This window comes from Tsukamurella sp. TY48 (assembly GCF_019656655.1).
GTDB lineage: Bacteria > Actinomycetota > Actinomycetes > Mycobacteriales > Mycobacteriaceae > Tsukamurella > Tsukamurella strandjordii.
In genome coordinates this window covers 2,314,416-2,333,932 of the sequence record NZ_BPMV01000001.1, presented here as the reverse complement: position 1 = coordinate 2,333,932, position 19,517 = coordinate 2,314,416, and the positions used below count along the sequence as shown (strand labels likewise).

At 69.5% G+C, this 19,517-nt stretch carries 19 protein-coding genes; 10 read left to right on the top strand and 9 right to left on the bottom strand.

The genetic code is table 11. The features are described 5' to 3' along the window. Positions 1 to 52 precede the first annotated feature (52 nt). Positions 53 to 1,615 (bottom strand): AMP-binding protein, encoded by a 1,563-nt coding sequence (locus tag TTY48_RS11345; protein ID WP_220657587.1) that lies wholly within the window; start codon positions 1,613 to 1,615, stop codon positions 53 to 55. 76 nt (positions 1,616 to 1,691) lie between these two features. On the opposite strand from TTY48_RS11345, the gene TTY48_RS11340 reads away from it, so the two are divergent. The 3 genes from TTY48_RS11340 to TTY48_RS11330 are packed head-to-tail and all read left to right on the top strand — an operon-like array spanning position 1,692 to position 4,905. Then, a complete protein-coding gene (locus tag TTY48_RS11340; RefSeq protein WP_220657586.1) occupies positions 1,692 to 2,654 on the top strand; it encodes an OB-fold nucleic acid binding domain-containing protein in 963 nt (320 codons plus the stop codon). Continuing rightward, positions 2,654 to 3,733, top strand: a complete 1,080-nt coding sequence (locus tag TTY48_RS11335; protein WP_220657585.1) for a thiolase domain-containing protein — start codon at positions 2,654 to 2,656, stop codon at positions 3,731 to 3,733. The genes TTY48_RS11340 and TTY48_RS11335 overlap by 1 nt, the downstream gene beginning before the upstream one ends. Beyond that, on the top strand, positions 3,730 to 4,905 hold the full coding sequence (locus tag TTY48_RS11330; RefSeq protein ID WP_220657584.1) for a thiolase domain-containing protein: 1,176 nt from the start codon (positions 3,730 to 3,732) through the stop codon (positions 4,903 to 4,905). Before TTY48_RS11335 ends, TTY48_RS11330 begins: the two co-directional genes overlap by 4 nt. A 97-nt stretch (positions 4,906 to 5,002) precedes the next feature. Here the strand turns inward: TTY48_RS11330 and TTY48_RS11325 are convergent, their stop codons facing one another. Next, positions 5,003 to 6,226 (bottom strand): cytochrome P450, encoded by a 1,224-nt coding sequence (locus TTY48_RS11325; RefSeq protein WP_220657583.1) that lies wholly within the window; start codon positions 6,224 to 6,226, stop codon positions 5,003 to 5,005. A gap of 243 nt (positions 6,227 to 6,469) precedes the next feature. Between TTY48_RS11325 and TTY48_RS11320 the strand changes: the two genes are divergently transcribed. Together TTY48_RS11320 and TTY48_RS11315 are read left to right on the top strand one after the other, a co-directional pair. After that, entirely contained in the window at positions 6,470 to 7,630 is a 1,161-nt protein-coding gene (locus TTY48_RS11320) for a steroid 3-ketoacyl-CoA thiolase (RefSeq protein ID WP_220657582.1), read from the top strand. Positions 7,631 to 7,632: 2 nt separating this feature from the next. Then, complete coding sequence (locus TTY48_RS11315) at positions 7,633 to 8,619, top strand: NAD-dependent epimerase/dehydratase family protein (RefSeq protein WP_220657581.1); 987 nt, start codon at positions 7,633 to 7,635, stop codon at positions 8,617 to 8,619. Positions 8,620 to 8,700: 81 nt separating this feature from the next. Here the strand turns inward: TTY48_RS11315 and TTY48_RS11310 are convergent, their stop codons facing one another. Together TTY48_RS11310 and TTY48_RS11305 are read right to left on the bottom strand one after the other, a co-directional pair. After that, positions 8,701 to 9,606 (bottom strand): SDR family oxidoreductase, encoded by a 906-nt coding sequence (locus tag TTY48_RS11310; protein ID WP_220657580.1) that lies wholly within the window; start codon positions 9,604 to 9,606, stop codon positions 8,701 to 8,703. A 27-nt stretch (positions 9,607 to 9,633) separates the two neighbouring features. Further along, the gene (locus TTY48_RS11305; protein ID WP_220657579.1) at positions 9,634 to 10,425 is read right to left on the bottom strand and encodes an SDR family oxidoreductase; all 792 of its coding nucleotides are present in this window, start codon (positions 10,423 to 10,425) and stop codon (positions 9,634 to 9,636) included. 103 nt (positions 10,426 to 10,528) lie between these two features. On the opposite strand from TTY48_RS11305, the gene TTY48_RS11300 reads away from it, so the two are divergent. The 4 genes from TTY48_RS11300 to TTY48_RS11285 are packed head-to-tail and all read left to right on the top strand — an operon-like array spanning position 10,529 to position 13,981. Continuing rightward, positions 10,529 to 11,317 (top strand): enoyl-CoA hydratase family protein, encoded by a 789-nt coding sequence (locus TTY48_RS11300; protein WP_220657578.1) that lies wholly within the window; start codon positions 10,529 to 10,531, stop codon positions 11,315 to 11,317. Continuing rightward, positions 11,314 to 12,186, top strand: coding sequence for a CoA transferase subunit A (locus tag TTY48_RS11295; RefSeq protein ID WP_220657577.1), 873 nt, complete (start codon positions 11,314 to 11,316; stop codon positions 12,184 to 12,186). The genes TTY48_RS11300 and TTY48_RS11295 overlap by 4 nt, the downstream gene beginning before the upstream one ends. Continuing rightward, on the top strand, positions 12,183 to 12,926 hold the full coding sequence (locus TTY48_RS11290) for a CoA-transferase subunit beta (protein WP_220657576.1): 744 nt from the start codon (positions 12,183 to 12,185) through the stop codon (positions 12,924 to 12,926). Before TTY48_RS11295 ends, TTY48_RS11290 begins: the two co-directional genes overlap by 4 nt. Beyond that, positions 12,923 to 13,981 (top strand): nitronate monooxygenase family protein, encoded by a 1,059-nt coding sequence (locus TTY48_RS11285; protein WP_220657575.1) that lies wholly within the window; start codon positions 12,923 to 12,925, stop codon positions 13,979 to 13,981. The genes TTY48_RS11290 and TTY48_RS11285 overlap by 4 nt, the downstream gene beginning before the upstream one ends. A 10-nt stretch (positions 13,982 to 13,991) precedes the next feature. Here the strand turns inward: TTY48_RS11285 and TTY48_RS11280 are convergent, their stop codons facing one another. Beyond that, on the bottom strand, positions 13,992 to 14,666 hold the full coding sequence (locus TTY48_RS11280; protein ID WP_255585637.1) for an MspA family porin: 675 nt from the start codon (positions 14,664 to 14,666) through the stop codon (positions 13,992 to 13,994). A 478-nt stretch (positions 14,667 to 15,144) separates the two neighbouring features. Between TTY48_RS11280 and TTY48_RS11275 the strand changes: the two genes are divergently transcribed. Next, entirely contained in the window at positions 15,145 to 15,774 is a 630-nt protein-coding gene (locus tag TTY48_RS11275; RefSeq protein WP_220657573.1) for a response regulator transcription factor, read from the top strand. 18 nt (positions 15,775 to 15,792) lie between these two features. On the opposite strand, the gene TTY48_RS11270 is transcribed toward TTY48_RS11275, so the two are convergent. The 4 genes from TTY48_RS11270 to TTY48_RS11255 are packed head-to-tail and all read right to left on the bottom strand — an operon-like array spanning position 15,793 to position 19,493. Then, the gene (locus TTY48_RS11270; protein WP_220657572.1) at positions 15,793 to 16,956 is read right to left on the bottom strand and encodes an acetyl-CoA C-acetyltransferase; all 1,164 of its coding nucleotides are present in this window, start codon (positions 16,954 to 16,956) and stop codon (positions 15,793 to 15,795) included. Then, positions 16,953 to 17,567 carry a TetR/AcrR family transcriptional regulator gene (locus tag TTY48_RS11265; RefSeq protein WP_220657571.1) on the bottom strand — a complete coding sequence of 205 codons (615 nt, stop codon included), beginning with the start codon at positions 17,565 to 17,567 and terminating at the stop codon, positions 16,953 to 16,955. The genes TTY48_RS11270 and TTY48_RS11265 overlap by 4 nt, the downstream gene beginning before the upstream one ends. After that, the gene (locus TTY48_RS11260; protein ID WP_220657570.1) at positions 17,560 to 18,348 is read right to left on the bottom strand and encodes an SDR family oxidoreductase; all 789 of its coding nucleotides are present in this window, start codon (positions 18,346 to 18,348) and stop codon (positions 17,560 to 17,562) included. Before TTY48_RS11260 ends, TTY48_RS11265 begins: the two co-directional genes overlap by 8 nt. Then, complete coding sequence (locus tag TTY48_RS11255; protein WP_220658553.1) at positions 18,345 to 19,493, bottom strand: acyl-CoA dehydrogenase family protein; 1,149 nt, start codon at positions 19,491 to 19,493, stop codon at positions 18,345 to 18,347. The genes TTY48_RS11260 and TTY48_RS11255 overlap by 4 nt, the downstream gene beginning before the upstream one ends. Positions 19,494 to 19,517 lie beyond the last annotated feature (24 nt).

Here is a 19,517-nt window from a genome sequence, read left to right as displayed (position 1 = left end):
AGGATTCTGTGGGCTAACGCAGTTAAGTCAGGGAGACGGGGCCGCGGGGCGGTCAGGCGAACCGGGCGCGGAGCGCCTTCTTGTCCGGCTTACCGAGGGGGCTGACGGGGATCGCGTCGACGATCTCGACGGTCTTCGGGGTGTACACCGCGCCCTTGCGCTCACGCACCAGATCCCGCAGGCCCTCGACATCGATCGTGGCGCCCTCGCGCGGGACCACCACGGCGGTCACCGCCTCGCCCCACTTCTCGTCCGGCACACCGATCACGGCCACCGCGGCGACGGCGGGATCGGTTGAGATCACGTCCTCGACCTCCCGCGGGAAGACGTTGAAGCCGCCCGTCACCACCATGTCCTTCTTCCGGTCGACGATGTAGAGGAAACCCTCGTCGTCGAACCGCCCGACGTCGCCGGTGTGCAGCCAGCCGTGCGCGGTGGCCTCGGCGGTCTGTTCGGGCTTGTTCAGGTACCCCTGCATCACGAGCGGGCCGCGCACGCAGATCTCCCCCGGCTCCCCTTCCGGCACACGGTTTCCCGCATCGTCGAGCAGTGCGACGTGCACCCATGGCACCGGCTTTCCGCAGCTGGCGAGCCGTTCCGGGCGCTCCGCGCGAGCCTTGGCGTGATCCTCGCGGGAGAGCACCGCGATGGTCATGGGGCACTCCGCCTGGCCGTAGAACTGGAAGAACTTCGGGCCGATCCGGTCGATCGCCTCGGCGAGGCGCGACGGCGAGATCGCCGAGGCGCCGTAGAACACCGTCTCCAGGCTGGACAGGTCGTAGTCGTCGAACTTCGGATGATCGAGCAGCGCGTACAGCATCGTGGGCACCAGCATGGTGGCGGTGATCCGGTACTTCTCGATCGCGGCCAGCACCGCCTCGGGCTCGAACCGGGGCAGCACCACCATCGATCCGCCCGCCATCGAGGTGGGGTTCCAGAAGGCGCCGCCCGCATGGCTGAGCGGGGCGCACACCAGGAACCGGATCTCCTGCGGCCAATCCCATTCCGTGCGTTGGATGCGCAGCAGTGCGGCACCGCCGGTGTAGCTGAGCATGACGCCCTTGCTCTTGCCGGTGGTTCCGCCGGTATACGCCAGACTGGCGGTGGTGGACGGGTCGGCGGTGTGCGCGGCGAGCGGTCGCGGCGCGAACCGGGCCGCCGCCGCGGTGAGGTCGGTTCCCACCTCCGTGGGCCCCAGGGAGAGCAGGGTCTTCAGCCCCGGAACCCGTTCCCGCAGTTCGGCGGCGCGCTGTTCATAGAGCCTCGGATCGTAGATGAGCGTCTCGATCCCGGCGTCCTCCATCACGTAGACGTGGTCGTCGAGCGATCCCATGGGGTGCAGCGCGGCGAACCGGGCCCCGGTGATCAGGTTGGTGGACTGGGCGATCAGGACCTCGTGCCGGTTGCCCGCGAGCATCGCGACCGGGCTCCCCACCCCGAGGCCGAGCTCGGCGTAGGCCTGCGCGTAGCGGCTGATCTCATCGCGCACCTCGGCGTAGGTCAGCATGCTGTCACCCGAGGGGCCGGTGACGTGCACCGCCGTCCGGCCGGGATAGGCGTCGAGCGAGCGGAGCAGGATATCGCCGACGAGCGGCTCCCGATGCAGATCGTCCATGAATCCACGGTAAGCCCATAAAGCCTTTTCCGGCATACCCTTGCGCCAAAAAGTTAGAACATGTTTCACTCGGGTGGTGACTGCCGAACCGCAGACGCTCTCCGCGCCGATGATCATGTCCTTCGACTACACCCGATCACTCGGGCCGGTGCTGAGCGCGTTCATGACCAACCTCCGCGAGCGCCGCATCGTCGGCACCCGCGACGCCGCCGGGCGGGTGCACGTGCCGCCCCTGGAGTTCGACCCGGACACCCACGCCGCACTCACCGAGGTGGTGCCGGTCTCGGACACCGGCACCGTGGCGAGCTGGTCGTGGAACGCGCACCCGGTGGACGGTCAGCCCTTCGACCGGCCCTTCGCCTACGCCCTGATCCGGCTCGACGGTGCCGATACCGCGCTGCTCCACGCGCTCGACGTGACCGACCCGGCACAGGTCAGCTCCGGCATGCGCGTGCGCGCCCGGTGGGCCGACGAGCCGACGGGGGCGATCGGCGACATCCTCGCGTTCGAGCCCGGCGAGGGCGCCGGGGTCCCGGACGGGACGGCCGAGACGGACGATCCCGTCACGATCCTCACCACGCCGGTGGAGCTGCACCTCGAGCACTCCGCCTCGGTACCCGAGACCCGGTACCTGCAGGCACTCGCCGAAGGACGACTGCTGGGCCAGCGGTGCTCCACGTGCGGCAACGTCTACGTGCCTCCGCGCAACGCCTGCCCCATCGACGGCATCCCCACCACCGAGGAGGTCGACCTGCCGGACACCGGCGTGGTGACCACCTTCTGCGTGGTCAACGTGCCCTTCCAGGGACAGCGGATCAAGCCGCCCTACGTGGCCGCGTACGTCCTCATCGACGGCGCGGACATCCCCTTCCTGCATCTGGTCCTCGGCTGCGAACCGTCCGAGGTCCGCATGGGCATGCGTGTACGCGCGTCGTGGAAGCCCCGCGAGGAATGGACCGAGAGTCCCGGGAACATCTCGCATTTCGAGCCGACCGGGGAGCCGGACGCGCCCTACTCCAGCTACGAGAAGCATCTGTGATGAGCACACGACACTGCACCGATCCCGACGGCTCCGTCGCCGTCGTCGGCTACGCCGCCACCCCGTGGCTGCGCGCCGCCGAGACCACCACCAACGGCGTGGAGATGCTGATCCCGCTGTTCGCGGACGTCTTCGCCCAGACCGGGCTCACCAAGTCCGATATCGGATTCTGGTGCTCCGGATCGTCGGATTACCTGGCGGGCAGGGCGTTCTCGTTCATCGCCGCGATCGATTCGATCGGGGCGGTGCCGCCGATCAACGAATCGCACGTCGAGATGGACGCCGCCTGGGCGTTGTACGAGGCGTGGGTGAAGATCCGCACCGGCGAGGTGGACACCGCGCTGGTGTACGGCTTCGGCAAGTCCTCCGCCGGCACGCTGCGCCGCACGCTCACCATGCAGTTCGATCCGTACACCGTGGCACCGCTGTGGCCGGACTCGGTCTCCGTGGCCGCGTTGCAGGCACGCGCGGGAATCGACGCGGGTGCGTGGACCGAGGCCGAGATGGCCCAGGTCGCCGCGCGTAGCCTCACGGACGCCACCGCCAACCCGGCCGCGCAGTTCTCGCGCACCGTCGACGCGGACACCCTGTTGAACGAACCCATGTGGGCGGATCCGCTGCGGCGGCACGACATCGCTCCGGTCACCGACGGTGCGGCCGTCGCGATCCTCGCCTCCGCGGAACGCGCCCGCGAACTGCGAGAGAACCCCGCCTTCCTCACCGGCCTGGAACACCGGATCGACTCACCGGCGCTGGGATCGCGTGATCTCACGGCGAGCCCGTCCACCACGGCGGCGGCCCGGGCGGCGGGCGCCGAGGGCGTGCAGCTCGCCGAGCTGCACGCCCCGTTCACCCACCAGGAGCTCATCCTGCGCAAGGCCATCGGGCTGACCGACGACACGCGGATCAACCCGTCCGGCGGCGCGCTCGTGGGGAACCCGATGTTCTCGGCGGGCCTCGCCCGCATCGGCGAGGCCGCTCGGGCGATCTGGGACGGCAGCGCCGAGAAGGTGCTCGCCCACGCCACCGGAGGCCATGCCCTGCAACAGAACCTGATCGCCGTGATGGAGGCCAAGTGACCGCGCACCGCACCGCCGTTCTCGGCACCGGCCAGACCCACCATCGCGCCAAGCGCACCGATGTCTCCATGGCGGGGCTCATCCGGGAGGCCGTCGACCGCGCCCTCGAGGACGCCTGCGTCGGCATGGCCGATATCGACGCCATCGTGATCGGCAAGGCGCCGGACATGTTCGAGGGCGTGATGATGCCCGAGCTCTTCCTCGCCGATGCACTGGGCGCGGTGGGCAAGCCGCTGCTCCGCGTCCATACCGCCGGTTCGGTGGGCGGTTCCACCGCGGCCGTGGCGGCGGCGCTGGTGAAGGCGGGCGTGCACCGCCGCGTGCTCACCGTGGCCTGGGAGAAGCAGTCCGAGTCGAACGCCATGTGGGCACTGTCGATCCCGGTGCCCTTCACCGTGCCGGTCGGCGCGGGCGCGGGCGGCTACTTCGCCCCGCACGTGCGCTCGTACATCCGCCGGTCGGGCGCACCGTCGCACGTGGGCGCGATGGTGGCGGTCAAGGACCGGCGCAACGGCGCGCTCAATCCGCTCGCGCACCTGCACCAGCCCGATATCACCCTGGAATCGGTGCAGGCCTCCCAGATGCTCTGGGACCCCATTCGTTTCGACGAGACCTGCCCCTCGTCCGACGGTGCCTGCGCCATCGTGCTCGGCGACGAGGACGCGGCGGCGCAATCCGAGGCCGCGACGGGCCGCCGACCGGGCTGGGTGCTCGCGACCGCGATGCGGACCGAGCCGCTGTCCTACGCCGGACGCGAGCACGTGAGCCCGCAGGCGGGCCGGGACGCCGCGGCCGCGCTGTGGCGCGACGCCGGAATCACCGATCCGCTCACCCAGGTGGACGCCGCCGAGATCTACGTCCCCTTCTCCTGGTTCGAGCCGATGTGGCTGGAGAACCTCGGATTCGTCCCGGAGGGCGAGGGGTGGAAGCTCACCGAATCCGGCGGCACCGAGATCGGCGGCACGCTGCCGGTCAACCCCTCGGGTGGCGTGCTCTCCTCCAACCCCATCGGCGCGTCGGGCATGATCCGCTTCGCCGAAGCCGCCAAGCAGGTGATGGGCCGGGCCGGGGACTACCAGGTCGACGGTGCGCGCACCGCCCTCGGCCACGCCTACGGTGGTGGCTCGCAGTACTTCTCCATGTGGCTCGTAGGCGCCGACAAACCGGCCTGACGGCCGGCGCGATCCTCGCGATCCACGCGTTTCGCGGGCACGCACGACGAAGCCCCCGGGAGATTCCCGGGGGCTTCGTCGTGATCCGGCGGACGGCCTACTCGTACGCGACCTTCCAGTGCTTGATGCCGTTGAGCCAGCCGGACCGCAGCCGCTCGGGCTCCTCCAGCTGCCGGATGTTCGGCATCACATCCGCGATCGCCTTGAACATCAGGTCCATCTCCAGGCGCGCCAGGTTGGCGCCCACGCAGTGGTGCGTTCCGGAGCCACCGAAGCCGACGTGCGGGTTCGGGTCCCGGAGGATGTTGAAGGTGTACGGGTCCTCGAAGGCGTCCTCGTCGAAATTGGCCGAGGCGTAGAACAGCGCCACCCGCTGCCCCTTCTTGATCTGCTGTCCGCCCAGCTCGATGTCCTCGAGCGCGGTGCGCTGGAAGACCGAGACGGGAGTGGCCCACCGGACGATCTCGTCCGGCGCGGTGCGCGGGCGCTGCTCCTTGTAGATCTCCCACTGATCGGGGTTGTCGACGAAGGCCTTCATGCCGTGGCTGATGGCGTTGCGGGTGGTCTCGTTGCCGGCCACGGCCAAGAGCAGCACGAAGAAGGCGAACTCGTCGCTCCCGAGAGCCTCACCGTCGATGTCCGCCTGGATCAGCGAGGTCACGATGTCGTCCATCGGACAGCCGCGGCGCTCCTCTGCGAGGTTCCACGAGTAGCCCATGAACTCGGTCATGGCCGTCATGTAGTTGCCCTCGAACTCGGGATCGTCGTAGGCCATCATCGAGTTCGACCAGTCGAAGAGCTTCTTGCGATCCTCCTGCGGCACGCCGAGGAGCTCGGCGATCGCCTGCAGCGGCAGCTCGCTGGCGACCTGTTCGACGAAGTCGCCGCCGCCGGTCTTGCGGGCCTCGTGCACGATCTGCTCGGCGCGCTCGGCGAGCGCGTCGTGCAGCGACTGCACCGCCTTGGGGGTGAAGCCGCGCGAGATGATGCGACGGGTCTTGGTGTGCTGCGGCGGGTCCATGTTGAGCAGCAGCATCCGCTGCACGTCGATCTGTTCGCGCTCGATCTCCGGGCCGAACCGGACGATGGCGCCGTTCTCCCAGTTGGAGAACTGCTTCGGGTTGCGCGAGATGGCCTTGATGTCCTCCAGCTTGGACACCACCCAGAAGCCGCCGTCGTCGAATCCGGTGGTGCCGGGTGGGATGTCCTGCCACCACACCGGTGCGGAACGCCGCAGCTCGGCGAATTCGGCCTCCGGCCGCCGCTCCGACCACAGGTCGGGACTGGTGAAATCGAATCCCGCGGGGAAGTGCACGCTCACGCCGCCTCCTTCAAGCGCCTCGACCTGGGACTGGCCAGGCGTATCTGAAACATGTTCTACTCATTGAAGCACAGTCGGCCGCGCCGTGAGCTAGATTGCGAAGGACGCACTGTGCTCAGTATTCACACAGGCCAGAAGAGTCCACTCGCGCGGCCGCGGCGCCTCGACAGGCGGCCGGATCAGCGCCACAATCGAGAACGTGCTCTACCCACGTGGTGGAGCAGAAGGTGAGGATCGATCGATATGGGAACCCCCGTCATCGTCGACGCCGTCCGTAGCCCCATCGGCAAGCGCAAGGGCTGGCTCAGCGGCCTGCATCCCGCAGAGCTGCTCGGCGCCACCGTGACCTCGCTGCTCGATCGCGCCGGGATCGACCCGGCCGAGATCGAGCAGATCATCGGCGGCAACGTGACCCAGGCCGGCGAGCAGGCCGGCAACATCACCCGCATCGCCTGGCTCAACGCGGGCCTGCCGGAGCTCACCGGCGCCACCACCATCGACGCGCAGTGCGGTTCCGCCCAGCAGGCCACCGGCCTGATCGCCGGCCTCATCGCGACGGGCGCCATCGCCGCGGGCGTGTCCTGCGGGGTCGAGTCGATGAGCCGGATCCCGCTGGGTGCCAACCGCGGCACCGGCCTGGGCACGCCCCGCCCGGACTCGTGGACCATCGACATGCCGAATCAGTTCGAGGCGGCGGAGCGGATCGCGCAGCGGCGCGGCTTCACCCGCGAGCAGGTCGACGCGTTCGGCGTCGCGTCGCAGCGCAAGGCGCTGCAGGCCTGGGCCGAGGGACGATTCGACCGCGAGATCGCGCCGCTCAAGGCGCCCGTGATGGCCGACGGTGCCGCCACCGGCGAGACCACGCTCGTCTCCCGCGACCAGGGGCCCCGCGAGAGCACCGCCGAGGGGCTCGCCAAGCTCAAGCCCATGCTCGACGGTGGGCTGCACACCGCGGGCACGTCGTCGCAGGTGTCCGACGGTGCCGCCGCCGTCCTGCTCATGGACTCCGACCGGGCCGCCGCGCTCGGCCTCACCCCGCGGGCGCGCATCGTCTCGCAGGCACTGGTCGGCGGCGAGCCCTACTACCACCTCGACGGCCCCATCCGGGCCACCGAACGCGTACTGGAGCGATCCGGCCGCGCGCTGAGCGACATCGACCTCTTCGAGGTCAACGAAGCCTTCGCCTCGGTGGTCATGTCGTGGCAGTCGGTGATCGGCCCCGATCCCGAAAAGGTCAACGTCAACGGCGGTGCGATCGCGCTCGGCCATCCCGTCGGATCGACCGGCGCCCGGCTCATCACCACCGCCCTGCACGAGCTCGAGCGTCGGGACGCCTCGACCGCCCTGATCGCGATGTGCTGCGGTGGCGCGATGGCCACGGGCACCATCATCGAGCGGATCTGAGCATGCGGGTAGCGGTCACCGGCGCAGCCGGATTCGTCGGCGGGAACCTTCTGGAGCGGCTCGTCGAGCAGGGGCACGACGTGGTCGCGATCGACCGGACCGATTCCCCGCACGCGCCCGAGGGCGTGCGCTGGGTGCAGGCCAGTGTGCTGGATCCGGCGGCGATGCGCGCGGCGTTCGAGGGTGTCGAGGTGGTGTATCACCTGGTCGCGATGATCACGCTGCGCATGCAGGACGAGAACGCCTGGCGGCTCAACACCCAGGGCGTGGCCACGGTGGCCCGGGCGGCACTCGATGCGGGTGTCCGGAAAATGGTGCACCTCAGCTCGATCCATGCCTTCGACCAGGACCTCGTGGACGTGATCGACGAGACCGCGCCGCGCTCCGAGCGCCCCGAGATCCCGGTCTACGACCGGTCCAAGTGGGCGGGCGAACAGGAACTGCGGAAGGTGATCGACGACGGTCTCGACGCCACCATCTGCAACCCCACCGGCGTGTGGGGGCCTGCCGATCACGGTGCCGCACTGTCCCGGCTGAACCGGCTGGCGTACACGGCGGCCCGCGGCCGCATGCCGGTGTTCGTCTCCAAGGCGGGTTTCGATCTGGTGGATGTGCGAGACGTGGCAGCGGGTGTGATGCTGGCGGCGGAGAAGGGCCGCACCGGCGAGAACTACCTGCTGGGTGGCGAATTCGCCCCCATCATCGATGCGATGCGGCTGTCCGCCAAGGCGGCCGGACGCCCCGGCCCGCAGATCGGGGTCCCGATCGGCGCGCTCGCCGCGATCATGCCGGTACTCGAGCCGATCAACGCCCGGCTGGGTTCCGATGTGCTGTCCAAGGCCGCCCTGGGGCCGTTGTTCGCCTCGCCCCTGGTGAACATCACGAAGGCGCGCAACGAATTGGGCTACGCGCCCCGCTCGATGGCCGAGACGGCCGAGGAACTCGTGGACTTCTTCGCACGAAGTGGACGGCTCAGCCGCAGGAACTGAGCCCACCGGACTCGGCACACCCCTCCGCCGGGATACAGCCGGCCGCGTGGAATCCCCTCCCACGCGGCCGGCTTCCTCGTCTCAGGCGCCGTACACCGGTTCCGGTGCGGGCCCCGCGGCGATCAGCTCGCGCACCACCCCGCCCAGCTCGGCCGGTTCCCACCGGGCGCCCTTATCGCGGACCGCCCCGTGCCGCCAGCCCTGTGCGACGGACACCTTGCCGCCCTCCACTTCGAAGACCCGACCCGTGACATCGGCGGACTCCGTGCTTCCCAGCCAGACCACGAGCGGCGAGACGTTCTCCGGCGCCATCGCATCGAAACCATCGGCGGGAGCGGCCATATCGTCGGCGAAGGTGACCTCGGTCATCCGGGTGCGCGCAGCCGGGGCGATCGCGTTCACGGTGATCCCGTAGCGCCCCATCTCGGCCGCGGCCTGAATCGTCATCTCGGCGATACCGGCCTTCGCCGCCGCGTAGTTGCCCTGGCCCACACTGCCCAGCAGTCCGGCACCGGAACTGGTGTTGATCACCCGGGCGTCCGGCTGCCGCCCCGCCTTGAATTCGTCACGCCAGTAACCGGCGGCGTGCCGCAGCATCGCGAAGTGCCCCTTGAGGTGCACGCGGGTCACCGCGTCCCACTCCTGTTCGGACATGTTCACCAGCATCCGGTCGCGCAGGAACCCGGCGTTGTTGACCAGTACGTCGAGGCGCCCGAACTCGTCGATCGCGGTGCGCACCAGCGCCTGCGCACCGGCCCAGTCGGCCACGTCCGAGGCGTTCGCGACCGCGCGGCCGCCGGCCGCCCGGATCTCCTCGACCACCTCGCCGGCGGGACCCGACGAGGCGTCTCCGCCGTCCAGACCCACGCCGTAGTCGTTGACCACCACGGCGGCTCCCTCCGCGGCGAAGGCGAGCGCATGTGCGCGCCCGATACCGCGGCCGGCCCCCGTCACGATGACCACGCGGCCGTCGACGATTCCAGTCATGTCTTCTCCTAGTGGTTTCCGAGTGGTTCAGGCGCCGTGATCGGCGTTCGCCGCGGCGAGGAAGGCGGGGCGCTCGCCGCCGCCGTGGACGAGCATGGTGGCGCCGCTCACGTAGGACGCGAGGGGCGAGGCGAGAAATGCGGCGCAGGAACCGATCTCCTCCGGCTCTGCGAGCCGACCGAGCGGGATCGTGGCGCCGATCGCTGCGATGCCCGCATCGTCACCGTAGTGCTGCTGCGCCGCCTCGGTGCGCACCATGCCCACGTCGAGGGCGTTGACGCGCACGGCCGGTGCCCATTCGACCGCGAGGCTGGCGGTGAGCGAATCGAGGCCGGCTTTGGCCGCCCCGTAGGCGGCGGTACCGGGCGAGGGGCGGGTGGCGCTCACGCTCGAGATGTTGATGATGGCGCCGCCACCCGCGGCCTGCATCGCGGCGTTGGCACGCTGGGCCACGAGCAGGGGCGCCAGCAGATTGAGCCCGATCACCTTGTCGTGGAACCGGGGCGAGGCGGTGGCGGCATCGGCATGGGGCGCACCGCCCGCGTTGTTGATCAGTACGTCGAGCCGGCCGTGTCGCTCGACGATACCGTCGATCATGGCGTCGACCTGCTCGGCGTCGCGCACATCGCAGGCGACGAACTCCGCGGTGCGGCCGTCGACCCCGACGGCGGTCTCGGGCTCGCGTCGCGCACACACCACGACGGTGGCCCCGGCGCGCAGGAAGACCCGCGCGATCCCCGCGCCGATCCCGCGTGCGCCGCCGGTGATGAGGACCACCGCATCGTCGAGCCCCGGCACTGCCGGTGCGTTGCTGGACATCGTTTCCGCCTTCCCATTCCGGCTGACCGGACAACGGTGGTAGCGTACCAAGCAATTGCTAGGTTTAGATCACGTTCTACCTGTCTACCTCGAAGGAGGCGGTGTGTCCACACCGATCAAGACCACCGTCGCGGCCCCCGGAATCCATGTGATCACGGTGGACGCGCCGCCCGTCAACGCCCTCACCGTGCAGGGCTGGTTCGACCTCGCGACCGCCCTCACTGAGGCCGGAGCCGACCCCGAATGCCATGTGGTGGTGCTCCGCGCGGAGGGCCGGGGGTTCAACGCCGGGGTCGACATCAAGGAGATCGACGCCTCCGAGGGATACGGCGCCCTGATCGGCGCCAACCACGGGTGCGCCGCCGCCTTCTCCGCCGTGTACGACTGCGCGGTACCCGTGATCGTGGCGGTGAACGGCTTCTGCCTGGGCGGCGGGATCGGCCTGGTGGGCAACGCGGACGTGGTCCTCGCCTCCGACGACGCCACCTTCGGCCTGCCCGAGGTCGATCGCGGGGCACTGGGAGCCGCAACGCATCTCGCGCGCCTGGTGCCACAGCACCTGATGCGCACCCTGTACTTCACCGCCGGCACGGCGACGGCGCAGCAGCTCCACCACTTCGGATCGGTCTACCGCGTGGTGCCTCGCGCCGAGCTGGACGAGGCCGCGCTGGAGGTGGCCCGGGCGATCGCCGCCAAGGACACCCGGGTGATCCGCAAGGCCAAGGAAGCCATCAACGGCATCGATCCGGTGAACGTGCACACCAGCTACCGCTTCGAACAGGGCTTCACATTCGAACTGAACCTGGCCGGTTACTCCGACGAGCACCGTCGTGAGTTCGTGGCCACCGGCCGCACCGTGGGCGAGGCTGCCACCGGAGAGGAGAAGGCATGAGCGACAAGAGGATGACTCCCGAACAGGTGGTCGCGGAGCTGCACGACGGGATGACCCTCGGCATCGGCGGATGGGGCTCGCGGCGCAAGCCGATGGCACTGGTGCGCGCGATCCTGCGGTCGGACCTCAAGGACCTGACGGTGGTCTCGTACGGTGGCCCCGATGTGGGTCTGCTCGCCGCCGCGGGCAAGATCCGCCGGCTCGTCTTCGGTTTCGTGACGCTCGATTCGGTCCCGATCGACCCCAACTTCGCCCGGGCCCGGCAGGCGGGCACCATCGAGGTCTCCGAGTGGGACGAGGGCATGTTCGCGGCGGGACTCAAGGCCGCGGTGCAACGCCTCCCCTTCCAGCCCATCCGCGCCGGACTCGGCTCGGCAGTCATGGCCACCAACCCGGACCTGAAGACGGTGCGCTCGCCCTACGCCGACGGCGAAGAGCTGGTGGCGGTGCCGCCGCTGCACCTGGACGCCTCGCTGATCCACATGAATCGCGCCGACGCCCGTGGCAACGCGCAGTACCTCGGCCCCGACCCCTACTTCGACGACGACTTCGCGTTGGCGGCGGAGCGCTGCTACGTCTCCTGCGAGAAGATCGTGAGCACCGAGGAGTTGGTGGCAGGTGGGCCCGTGCAGTCGCTGCTGATCAACCGCAGCGCCGTGACCGGTGTGATCGAGACCCCGAACGGCGCCCACTTCACCACCGCCGCACCGGACTACGGGCGGGATGAGAAGTTCCAGCGCCACTACGCGGCGAGCGCGAAGGACCCCGATTCCTGGGCGGCCTTCACCGAGCGCTTCCTCACCGGCGACGAGGCGCACTACCAGGCAGAGGTGGCGGCGTGGGCCGCCGAGCAGGAGGACGCGAAATGACCGACATCACCCGCGCCGAGGTGTGCGTCACCGCCATCGCGGACCTGTTCCGCGGCGACGGCGAGATCACCGCCAGCCCGATGGGATTGATCCCGTCCTTCGGTGGCCGGCTCGCCCGCCTGAGCTTCGAGCCGGATCTGCTGCTGTCCGACGGCGAGGCCTACCTCGTGGCCGACGCCGCGAACCCCTCCGCCGGGATCGAGGGCTGGCAGCCCTTCAAGAAGGTGCTCGATGTGGTGGTGCCGCACGGTAAGCGGCACGTGATCATGGGCGCCAGCCAGATCGACCGCTACGGCAACCAGAACATCTCGGCCATCGGTGACCACCGCGCACCGTCGCGCCAGTTGCTGGGCGTGCGCGGCGGACCGGGCAACACGGTGAACAACCGCACCTCGTACTGGATCCCCAAGCACTCCACCCGGGTCTTCGTCGATGCGGTCGACGTGATCAGTGGCGTCGGCTACGACAGCGCCCGCGCCGCCGGCCCCGCCGCCACCCGCTTCCACGACGTCTACCGCGTGGTCACCGATCTCGCCGTACTCGGCTTCAACGCTGAGGGCGCGATGACACTGCTGTCCGTGCACCCCGGTGTCACGGAGCAGCAGGTCCGCGAGGCCACGGGCTTCGAACTGGACGGTGCCGGGGCCCCGCAGACGCGGCTGCCCGACGATCGCGAACTGCAACTGATCCGCACCGTCGTCGACCCGAAGGGCCTGCGCAACCGCGAGGTTCCGGCATGACGCTGCGCACCCGGCTCACCGACCTGGTGGGCATCGAGCACCCCGTGGTGCAGACCGGCATGGGTTGGGTCTCGGGCGCCCACCTCACCGCGGCGACCGCGAACGCCGGCGGCCTGGGCATCCTGGCCTCGGCCACGATGACCTACCCGGAGCTGGAGACGGCGATCCGGAAGACCAAGGAGCGCACCGACAAGCCCTTCGGGGTGAACCTGCGGGCGGACGCCGAGGACGCGCAGCAGCGGGTGGAGCTGTTGATCCGCGAGGGCGTGCGGGTGGCATCGTTCGCCCTGGCCCCGCGCAAGGAGATGATCGCGCAGCTCAAAGACGCGGGCCTGGTGGTGATCCCGTCGATCGGAGCCGCTCGGCACGCCGAGAAGGTGGCGTCCTGGGGCGCGGACGCGGTGGTGGTGCAAGGCGGCGAGGGTGGCGGTCACACTGGCGGTGTGGCGACCACGCTGCTGCTGCCCTCGGTCCTGGACGCGGTGGACATCCCGGTGATCGCGGCGGGCGGGTTCTTCGACGGCCGGGGCCTGGCCGCAGCACTGGCCTACGGGGCATCGGGCGTGGCGATGGGCACACGGTTCCTACTGACGCAGGACAGCCGGGTGCCCGATTCGGTGAAGGCGGAGTACCTGCAGCGCGGGCTGGCGGACACGGTGGTGACCACCAAGGTGGACGGCATGCCGCACCGAGTGCTGCGCACCGCACTGGTCGAGGCGCTGGAACGATCGCACGGCGTGGCCACATTGGCGCACGCGGCGCGGAACACGCTGCGCTTCCAGGCTCTGACCGGGGTCTCCTGGAAGGGCCTGATCAACGAGGGGCTCGCCCTGAAGAAGGGCGGCGACCGCACCTGGAGCCAGTTGATGATGTCGGCGAACACGCCGATGTTGTTGCGGGCCGGATTGGTCGAGGGCAACACCGAGGCCGGTGTGCTCGCGTCCGGCCAGGTGGCGGGGATCATCGAGGATCTCCCGACCGTGGCGGAGCTGATCGAGCGGATCGTCGCGGAGGCCGAGGCGCGCCTGGACGCGCTCTCGGGCCTCCGCTCCTGATCCCGCGGGATCAGGCGAAGCGCATGACCTCGCTGTAGACGGTCTTCATATCGTCGAAAGCACGCGACGAGACGGTCAGGGTGGAGTAGGCGACGGCGTCGACGCTGCCGATGCAGCCCTCGATGCTCACGCGCTTCTCACCGAAGCGCACGCCGAAGCTCTCACCGGGCTTGGGCTTCTGGATGGTCTTGGTGCCCACCGGGAGGAAGACGATGCCACCCGGTGCGGTCTTGATGACCTGGTTCTGGCTCAGGCCCAGGGTGCCGCCGACGCCGGCGCCGATGGCACCGAACGGACCGGGGGCACCGCCGACGACGCCCACGCCGCCGCTGATGGACTGGTTGGAACCGATCCACGACTCGAAGCCGCCGTCCTTGACGCCGCAGGCCACCACGTAGCCCACCTCGACCGTGGCCGACTCGACATCGCCGGGCGCCTTGGTGATGGTGCCCTCGGCCTTGCCGTCGACATAAGCCAACCGCGACTTGTTATCACCCGCGAGCGGCGGGAACAGCTTCGCCTTGAGGTCGAACAGCGCGATCTGAGCGTTGACACCCTCAGACGACTTGATCGTCTGCTTGCCACCCTTGACCGGGCCGGACGGGTTCTGCGGGGTGATCTGGGCGGAGGCGGGCCCCACCGACATCACCGAGACGGCGCAGGCCGCGACTGCCACAGCTGCCATACCGATCTTGATTCGACGCACTCTTCGACTCCTTCGCAAGGTCACTATTGAGTAAGCAAAGGAAAGCACGTCACCTTAGAATTTGCCAAACAGAACCTGCGGTCTGATGGGTTTTTGCGACACAAAACACACTCACGCGACCGAATCGCGACATTTTCATTGCGCCGACACGTGTTCGTCGCCACATCTATACGGCTTTCCACCTGTACATACCCTTGACGCCTGAGAGAACCTCAGATAACTTACGGAGACAGTATTACGGCGTGTCGCGACATTGGCGACGCAAACCTCGTCTTTGCAGACGCTCAGACGGAGGTCGGCGGCCGTTCGGCGGCAGAGCCAAAGTATTGTCGATACTGCATCATGCCATTACTTGTCGGAGCGAAGGAGAATCGTGCAGATCCTCTACTTGCACAGCTCGGCAGACCCGTCGATCGCGGTTCCTTCCGAGGCCAGACTCGAGGCTCAGGGTCACGCGGTGCTGTTGGCCCCGGTCAGCGACGCCGTGCCCATGCGGGCGCTGGCGGACATCTCCGCCGTCATCATCGACTCCGACAACGGGGACGCCTTCGACGCCTGCCGGGAGCTCCGCCGGCTCAGCGACGTGCCGATCCTGATGATCGGCGGAGCGAACCGCGACGAGGTCCACACCATCGCCGCGCTCACCGTGGGCGCGGACGACTTCGTCACGCGCCCCGTGTCCGACCGCGAGATCGACGCCCGGCTGCGCGCCATCCGGCGCCGCGCCCGGTCGACCGGCGCCTGCACCCTGACCTGCCGCACGCACGAATCGGGCGGCACCGCCGACGGCGGACCGGTGACGATCGAGCAGAGCGGACTGTCGATCGACCCCACCACGCGCACCGTCTCCCGCAACGGCGATCCCGTCCTGCTCACCGCCACCGAGATAGGCCTGCTCCTCGCCCTCGCGGCGCGGCGCGGCGTGCCCCAGTCGCGGGACTCGCTGCTCCGGCAGGCATGGGGCCACGACTACCTGGGCCGGTCACGCATCGTCGACAACGCGGTGCAGCGACTGCGCTCGAAGATCGACACCCCGAAGTGGCACCACGTGCACAGCGTGCGCGGCTTCGGTTACGTTCTGCGCTGATTCATCGAGCGGTGCGGATCACACGCGCTCGATCACGGTGACATTGGCGGTGCCGCCGCCCTCGCACATCGTCTGCAGGGCGTAGCGTCCGTCGCGGCGCTCGAGCTCGTGCAGGAGCGTGGTCATCAGCTTCGCCCCCGTGGCGCCCAGCGGGTGCCCCAGGGCGATACCGCCGCCGTTGACGTTCACCTTCTCGTGCGGGATACCGAGCTCGTCCATCCAGGCGAGCGGGATCGACGCGAAGGCCTCGTTGCACTCGAACAGATCGATGTCTCCGACGGTGAGCCCCGTCTTCTCGAGGGCGTGCTTGGTGGCCGGAATCGGACCGGTGAGCATCCACACGGGATCGGCGGCGCGCACCGAGATGTGGTGGATGCGGGCGCGGGGCCGCAGCCCGTGGGCCTTGACGAAGTCGGCCGAGGCCACGACGAGGGCCGCGGCACCGTCGGCGATCTGGCTGGCGACGGCCGCGGTGATGGCCGAGCCCTCCGCGAGCGGGGCCAGGCCGGCCATCTTGTCCAGGCTGGTACCGCGCCGCGGGGTCTCGTCGGTCGCGAACTCGCCCACCGCGGCGATCTCGGCCGCGAACCGTCCGGCGTCGATGGCGTCGATGGCGCGTTCGTGGCTCGCGAGCGCGAACTCCTCCATCCGGCGCCGCGAGATGCCCCACTTGGTGGCGATCATGTCGGCGCTGGTGAACTGGGAGACCTCCACATCGCCGTAGCGCTCACGCCAGCCCACGGAACCGGAGAACGGATCGTCGAAGCCGTACTCGCGGCCGGCCAGCATGGCCGCGCTGATCGGGATCGCGCTCATGTTCTGCACGCCCGCCGCCACCACCGCGTCGGCGGTGCCGGACAGGACGGCCTGCGCCGCGAAATGCACCGACTGCTGGCTGGACCCGCACTGCCGGTCGACGGTGACGCCGGGAACGTGTTCGGGAAGTCCCGCGGCGAGCCAGGAGGTGCGGGCGATGTTGCCGGACTGCGGGCCGATGGTGTCGCAGCAGCCCATGATCACATCGTCGATCAGTGCCGGATCCACACCGGACCGCTCCACGGTGGCGCGCAGCACGTGCGCGCCGAGGTCGGCGGAGTGCACACCGGCCAGTGAGCCGCCGCGCTTGCCGGTGGGCGTACGGACCGCGTCGATGATGTAGGCGCCGGGGGTGATCTCGGTCATGACTGCTCCCTTGGGGATTCGGATCGGCGGGCGATGCCCTGCTCGAGGATGCTGAGGTACTGCTGGGCCACCGCGTCGGAGGTGAGCGCTCCGCCGGGGCGATACCACCGGACCGCGATCCACACGGTGTCGCGGAGGAAGCGGTAGGTGACGTCGATGTCGAGATCCGCCCGGAAGTCCCCGGATTCGACGCCGCGCGTCAGGATGTCGCGCCACATGGAGCGGAACTCGTCCAGCCGGTCGGCGATGTAGCCGAACCGGTCGAGCTGGGCCAGCGAGCGCGCCTCGGCCTGGTAGATCGCCACCGCCTCGGGGCTGGAGTCGATCGCATCGAAGGAGGCGATCACACAGCCGCGCAGTTGCTCGCGCGGATCGGCGCCGGAGGCGAGCACGGCGCGGTACCGGGTGAACAGGCGCCCCAGGAACTCTCGGAGGATCTCGTCCACCATCGATTCCTTGGAGTCGAAGTGGTGGTACAGGCTGCCCGACAGGATCCCGGCCGCATCGGCGATATCGCGCACGGTGGTGGCGCGGTAGCCGTTCTCGGCGAACAGCTTCGCGCACACCACCAGGAGTTCGGCTCGGCGCGCCGAGACATCGGGTCTAGGCATGTTGACTGCTCACCGAGAGCACCTCCCCGGTCAGGTACGAGGAGTAGTCCGAGGCCAGGAAGACGATCACGTTCGCCACCTCCCAGGGTTCGGCCGCCCGCCCGAAGACCTCGCGGCGCGAGAGCTCGTCGAGCAGCTCATCGGAGGTGACCTTGGCGAGGAAGGGATGCATGGCGATGCTGGGGGACACGGCGTTGATCCGGATGCCGTGCTCCGCCGCATCCACCGCGGAGCATCGGGTGAGCGCCATGACCCCGGCCTTGGCGGCGGCGTAGTGCGCCTGTTCGGCCTGGGCCCGCCAGCCGATCACCGAGGCGTTGTTGACGATCACTCCACCTCCACCCTGCCCGATGAACCGGTTGATGGCCGCGCGGGTGGCGCGGAAGGTGCCGGTGAGGGTCACGTCGAGCACGCGGGACCACTGCTCGTCGGTCATGTCCTGCACCGCGACGCTGCCGCCGAGTCCGGCGTTGTTGACCACCACGTCGATGCGGCCGAACCGCGCTGCGGCACCGTCGAACAGGCCCTGCACCTGATCCTCGACCGTCACATCGCAGGGCACGGCGTGCACCCGGTCGCCGAACTCGGACGCGAGCTCGTCGAGCTTCTCGCCGAGGCGCCGCTCGTGCCAGTCCGAGATCACTACGCGCGCGCCCTCTTCGAGGCAGCGCTTGGCGGTGGCGGAGCCGATCCCGGTGCCGGCGGCGGCGGTGACCACGACGACGCGGTCTTCGAGGATGTTGCGGCCCTGCGGGTAGGGAGGTGCGGGAATCGCGGTCACGGTCGAGCCTCTCTCGGCAGGCCGAGCACGCGCTCGGCGAGGATGTTGCGCTGAATCTCGTTGGAGCCGCCGTAGATGGTGTCGGCGCGGGTGAACAGGAACAGGCGCTGCCAGTCGTCGAGCTCGGGGTCGGCCAACAGCCCATCGGCTCCCCGGATCGCCATCGCGATCTCGCCGAGGCCGCGGTGCCAGTTGGCCCAGAGCAGTTTCGCGACCTCCGCGGTGCCGGTCTCGGCCGAGCCCAGAGTGCGCAGCGCGTGGGCGCGCATCACATCGAGTTCGGTCCAGGCGCGGCGCAGCCGATCGGCGATCTCGGGGCGTTCGGCGGCTCCGGAGTCGATCGCGAGATCGGTGAGTCGTTGCAGCTCCCTGCGGAATCCGAGTTGCTGGCCCAGGGTGGCGACACCGCGCTCGAAGGCGAGGGTGCCCATCGCGACCCGCCAGCCCTCGCCGGGTTCGCCGACCACATTGGCGGCGGCCGTGCGCGCACCGTCGAAGAAGACCTCGTTGAACTCGGAGGTGCCGGTGAGCTGCACGATCGGTCGCACCTCTATACCCGGCTGATCCATGGGCACCAGGAGGTACGACAGGCCCTTGTGCCGAGCGCTCCCCGGCTCGGTGCGGGCGACCACGAAGCACCAGTCGGCCACGTGCGCGAGAGAGGTCCACACCTTCTGCCCGGAGATCACCCACTCGTCGCCCTCGAGCCGGGCCTGCGTGCTGACATTGGCGAGGTCGGATCCCGCGCCCGGCTCCGAATAGCCCTGGCACCACAGCTCGCGGACGTCGCGGATCGCGGGGAGGAAGCACTGCTTCTGCTCCTCGGTGCCGAAGGCGATGAGCGTGGGGCCCAGCAGTTCCTGGCCGAGGTGCGAGACCTTGGCCGGCGCCTCGGCGCGGGCGTACTCCTCGTGGAAGATCACCTGCTGGGCGAGCGTGGCCCCCGCCCCTCCGTACTCGGTGGGCCACCCCACGCAGTTCAGCCCCGCGGCCGCGAGATGGCGCTCCCACACCATCCGCTCCTCGAAGAACTCGTGTTCGCGGCCCGGGCCGCCGGCGCCCCGCAGGCCGGCGAACTCGCCGGCCAGGTTCGTCGCGAGCCAGTCCCGGATCCGCGCGCGGTACTGCGCATCGGACTCGTCCATCGCCGTGGCCACCGCTCTCCTTCC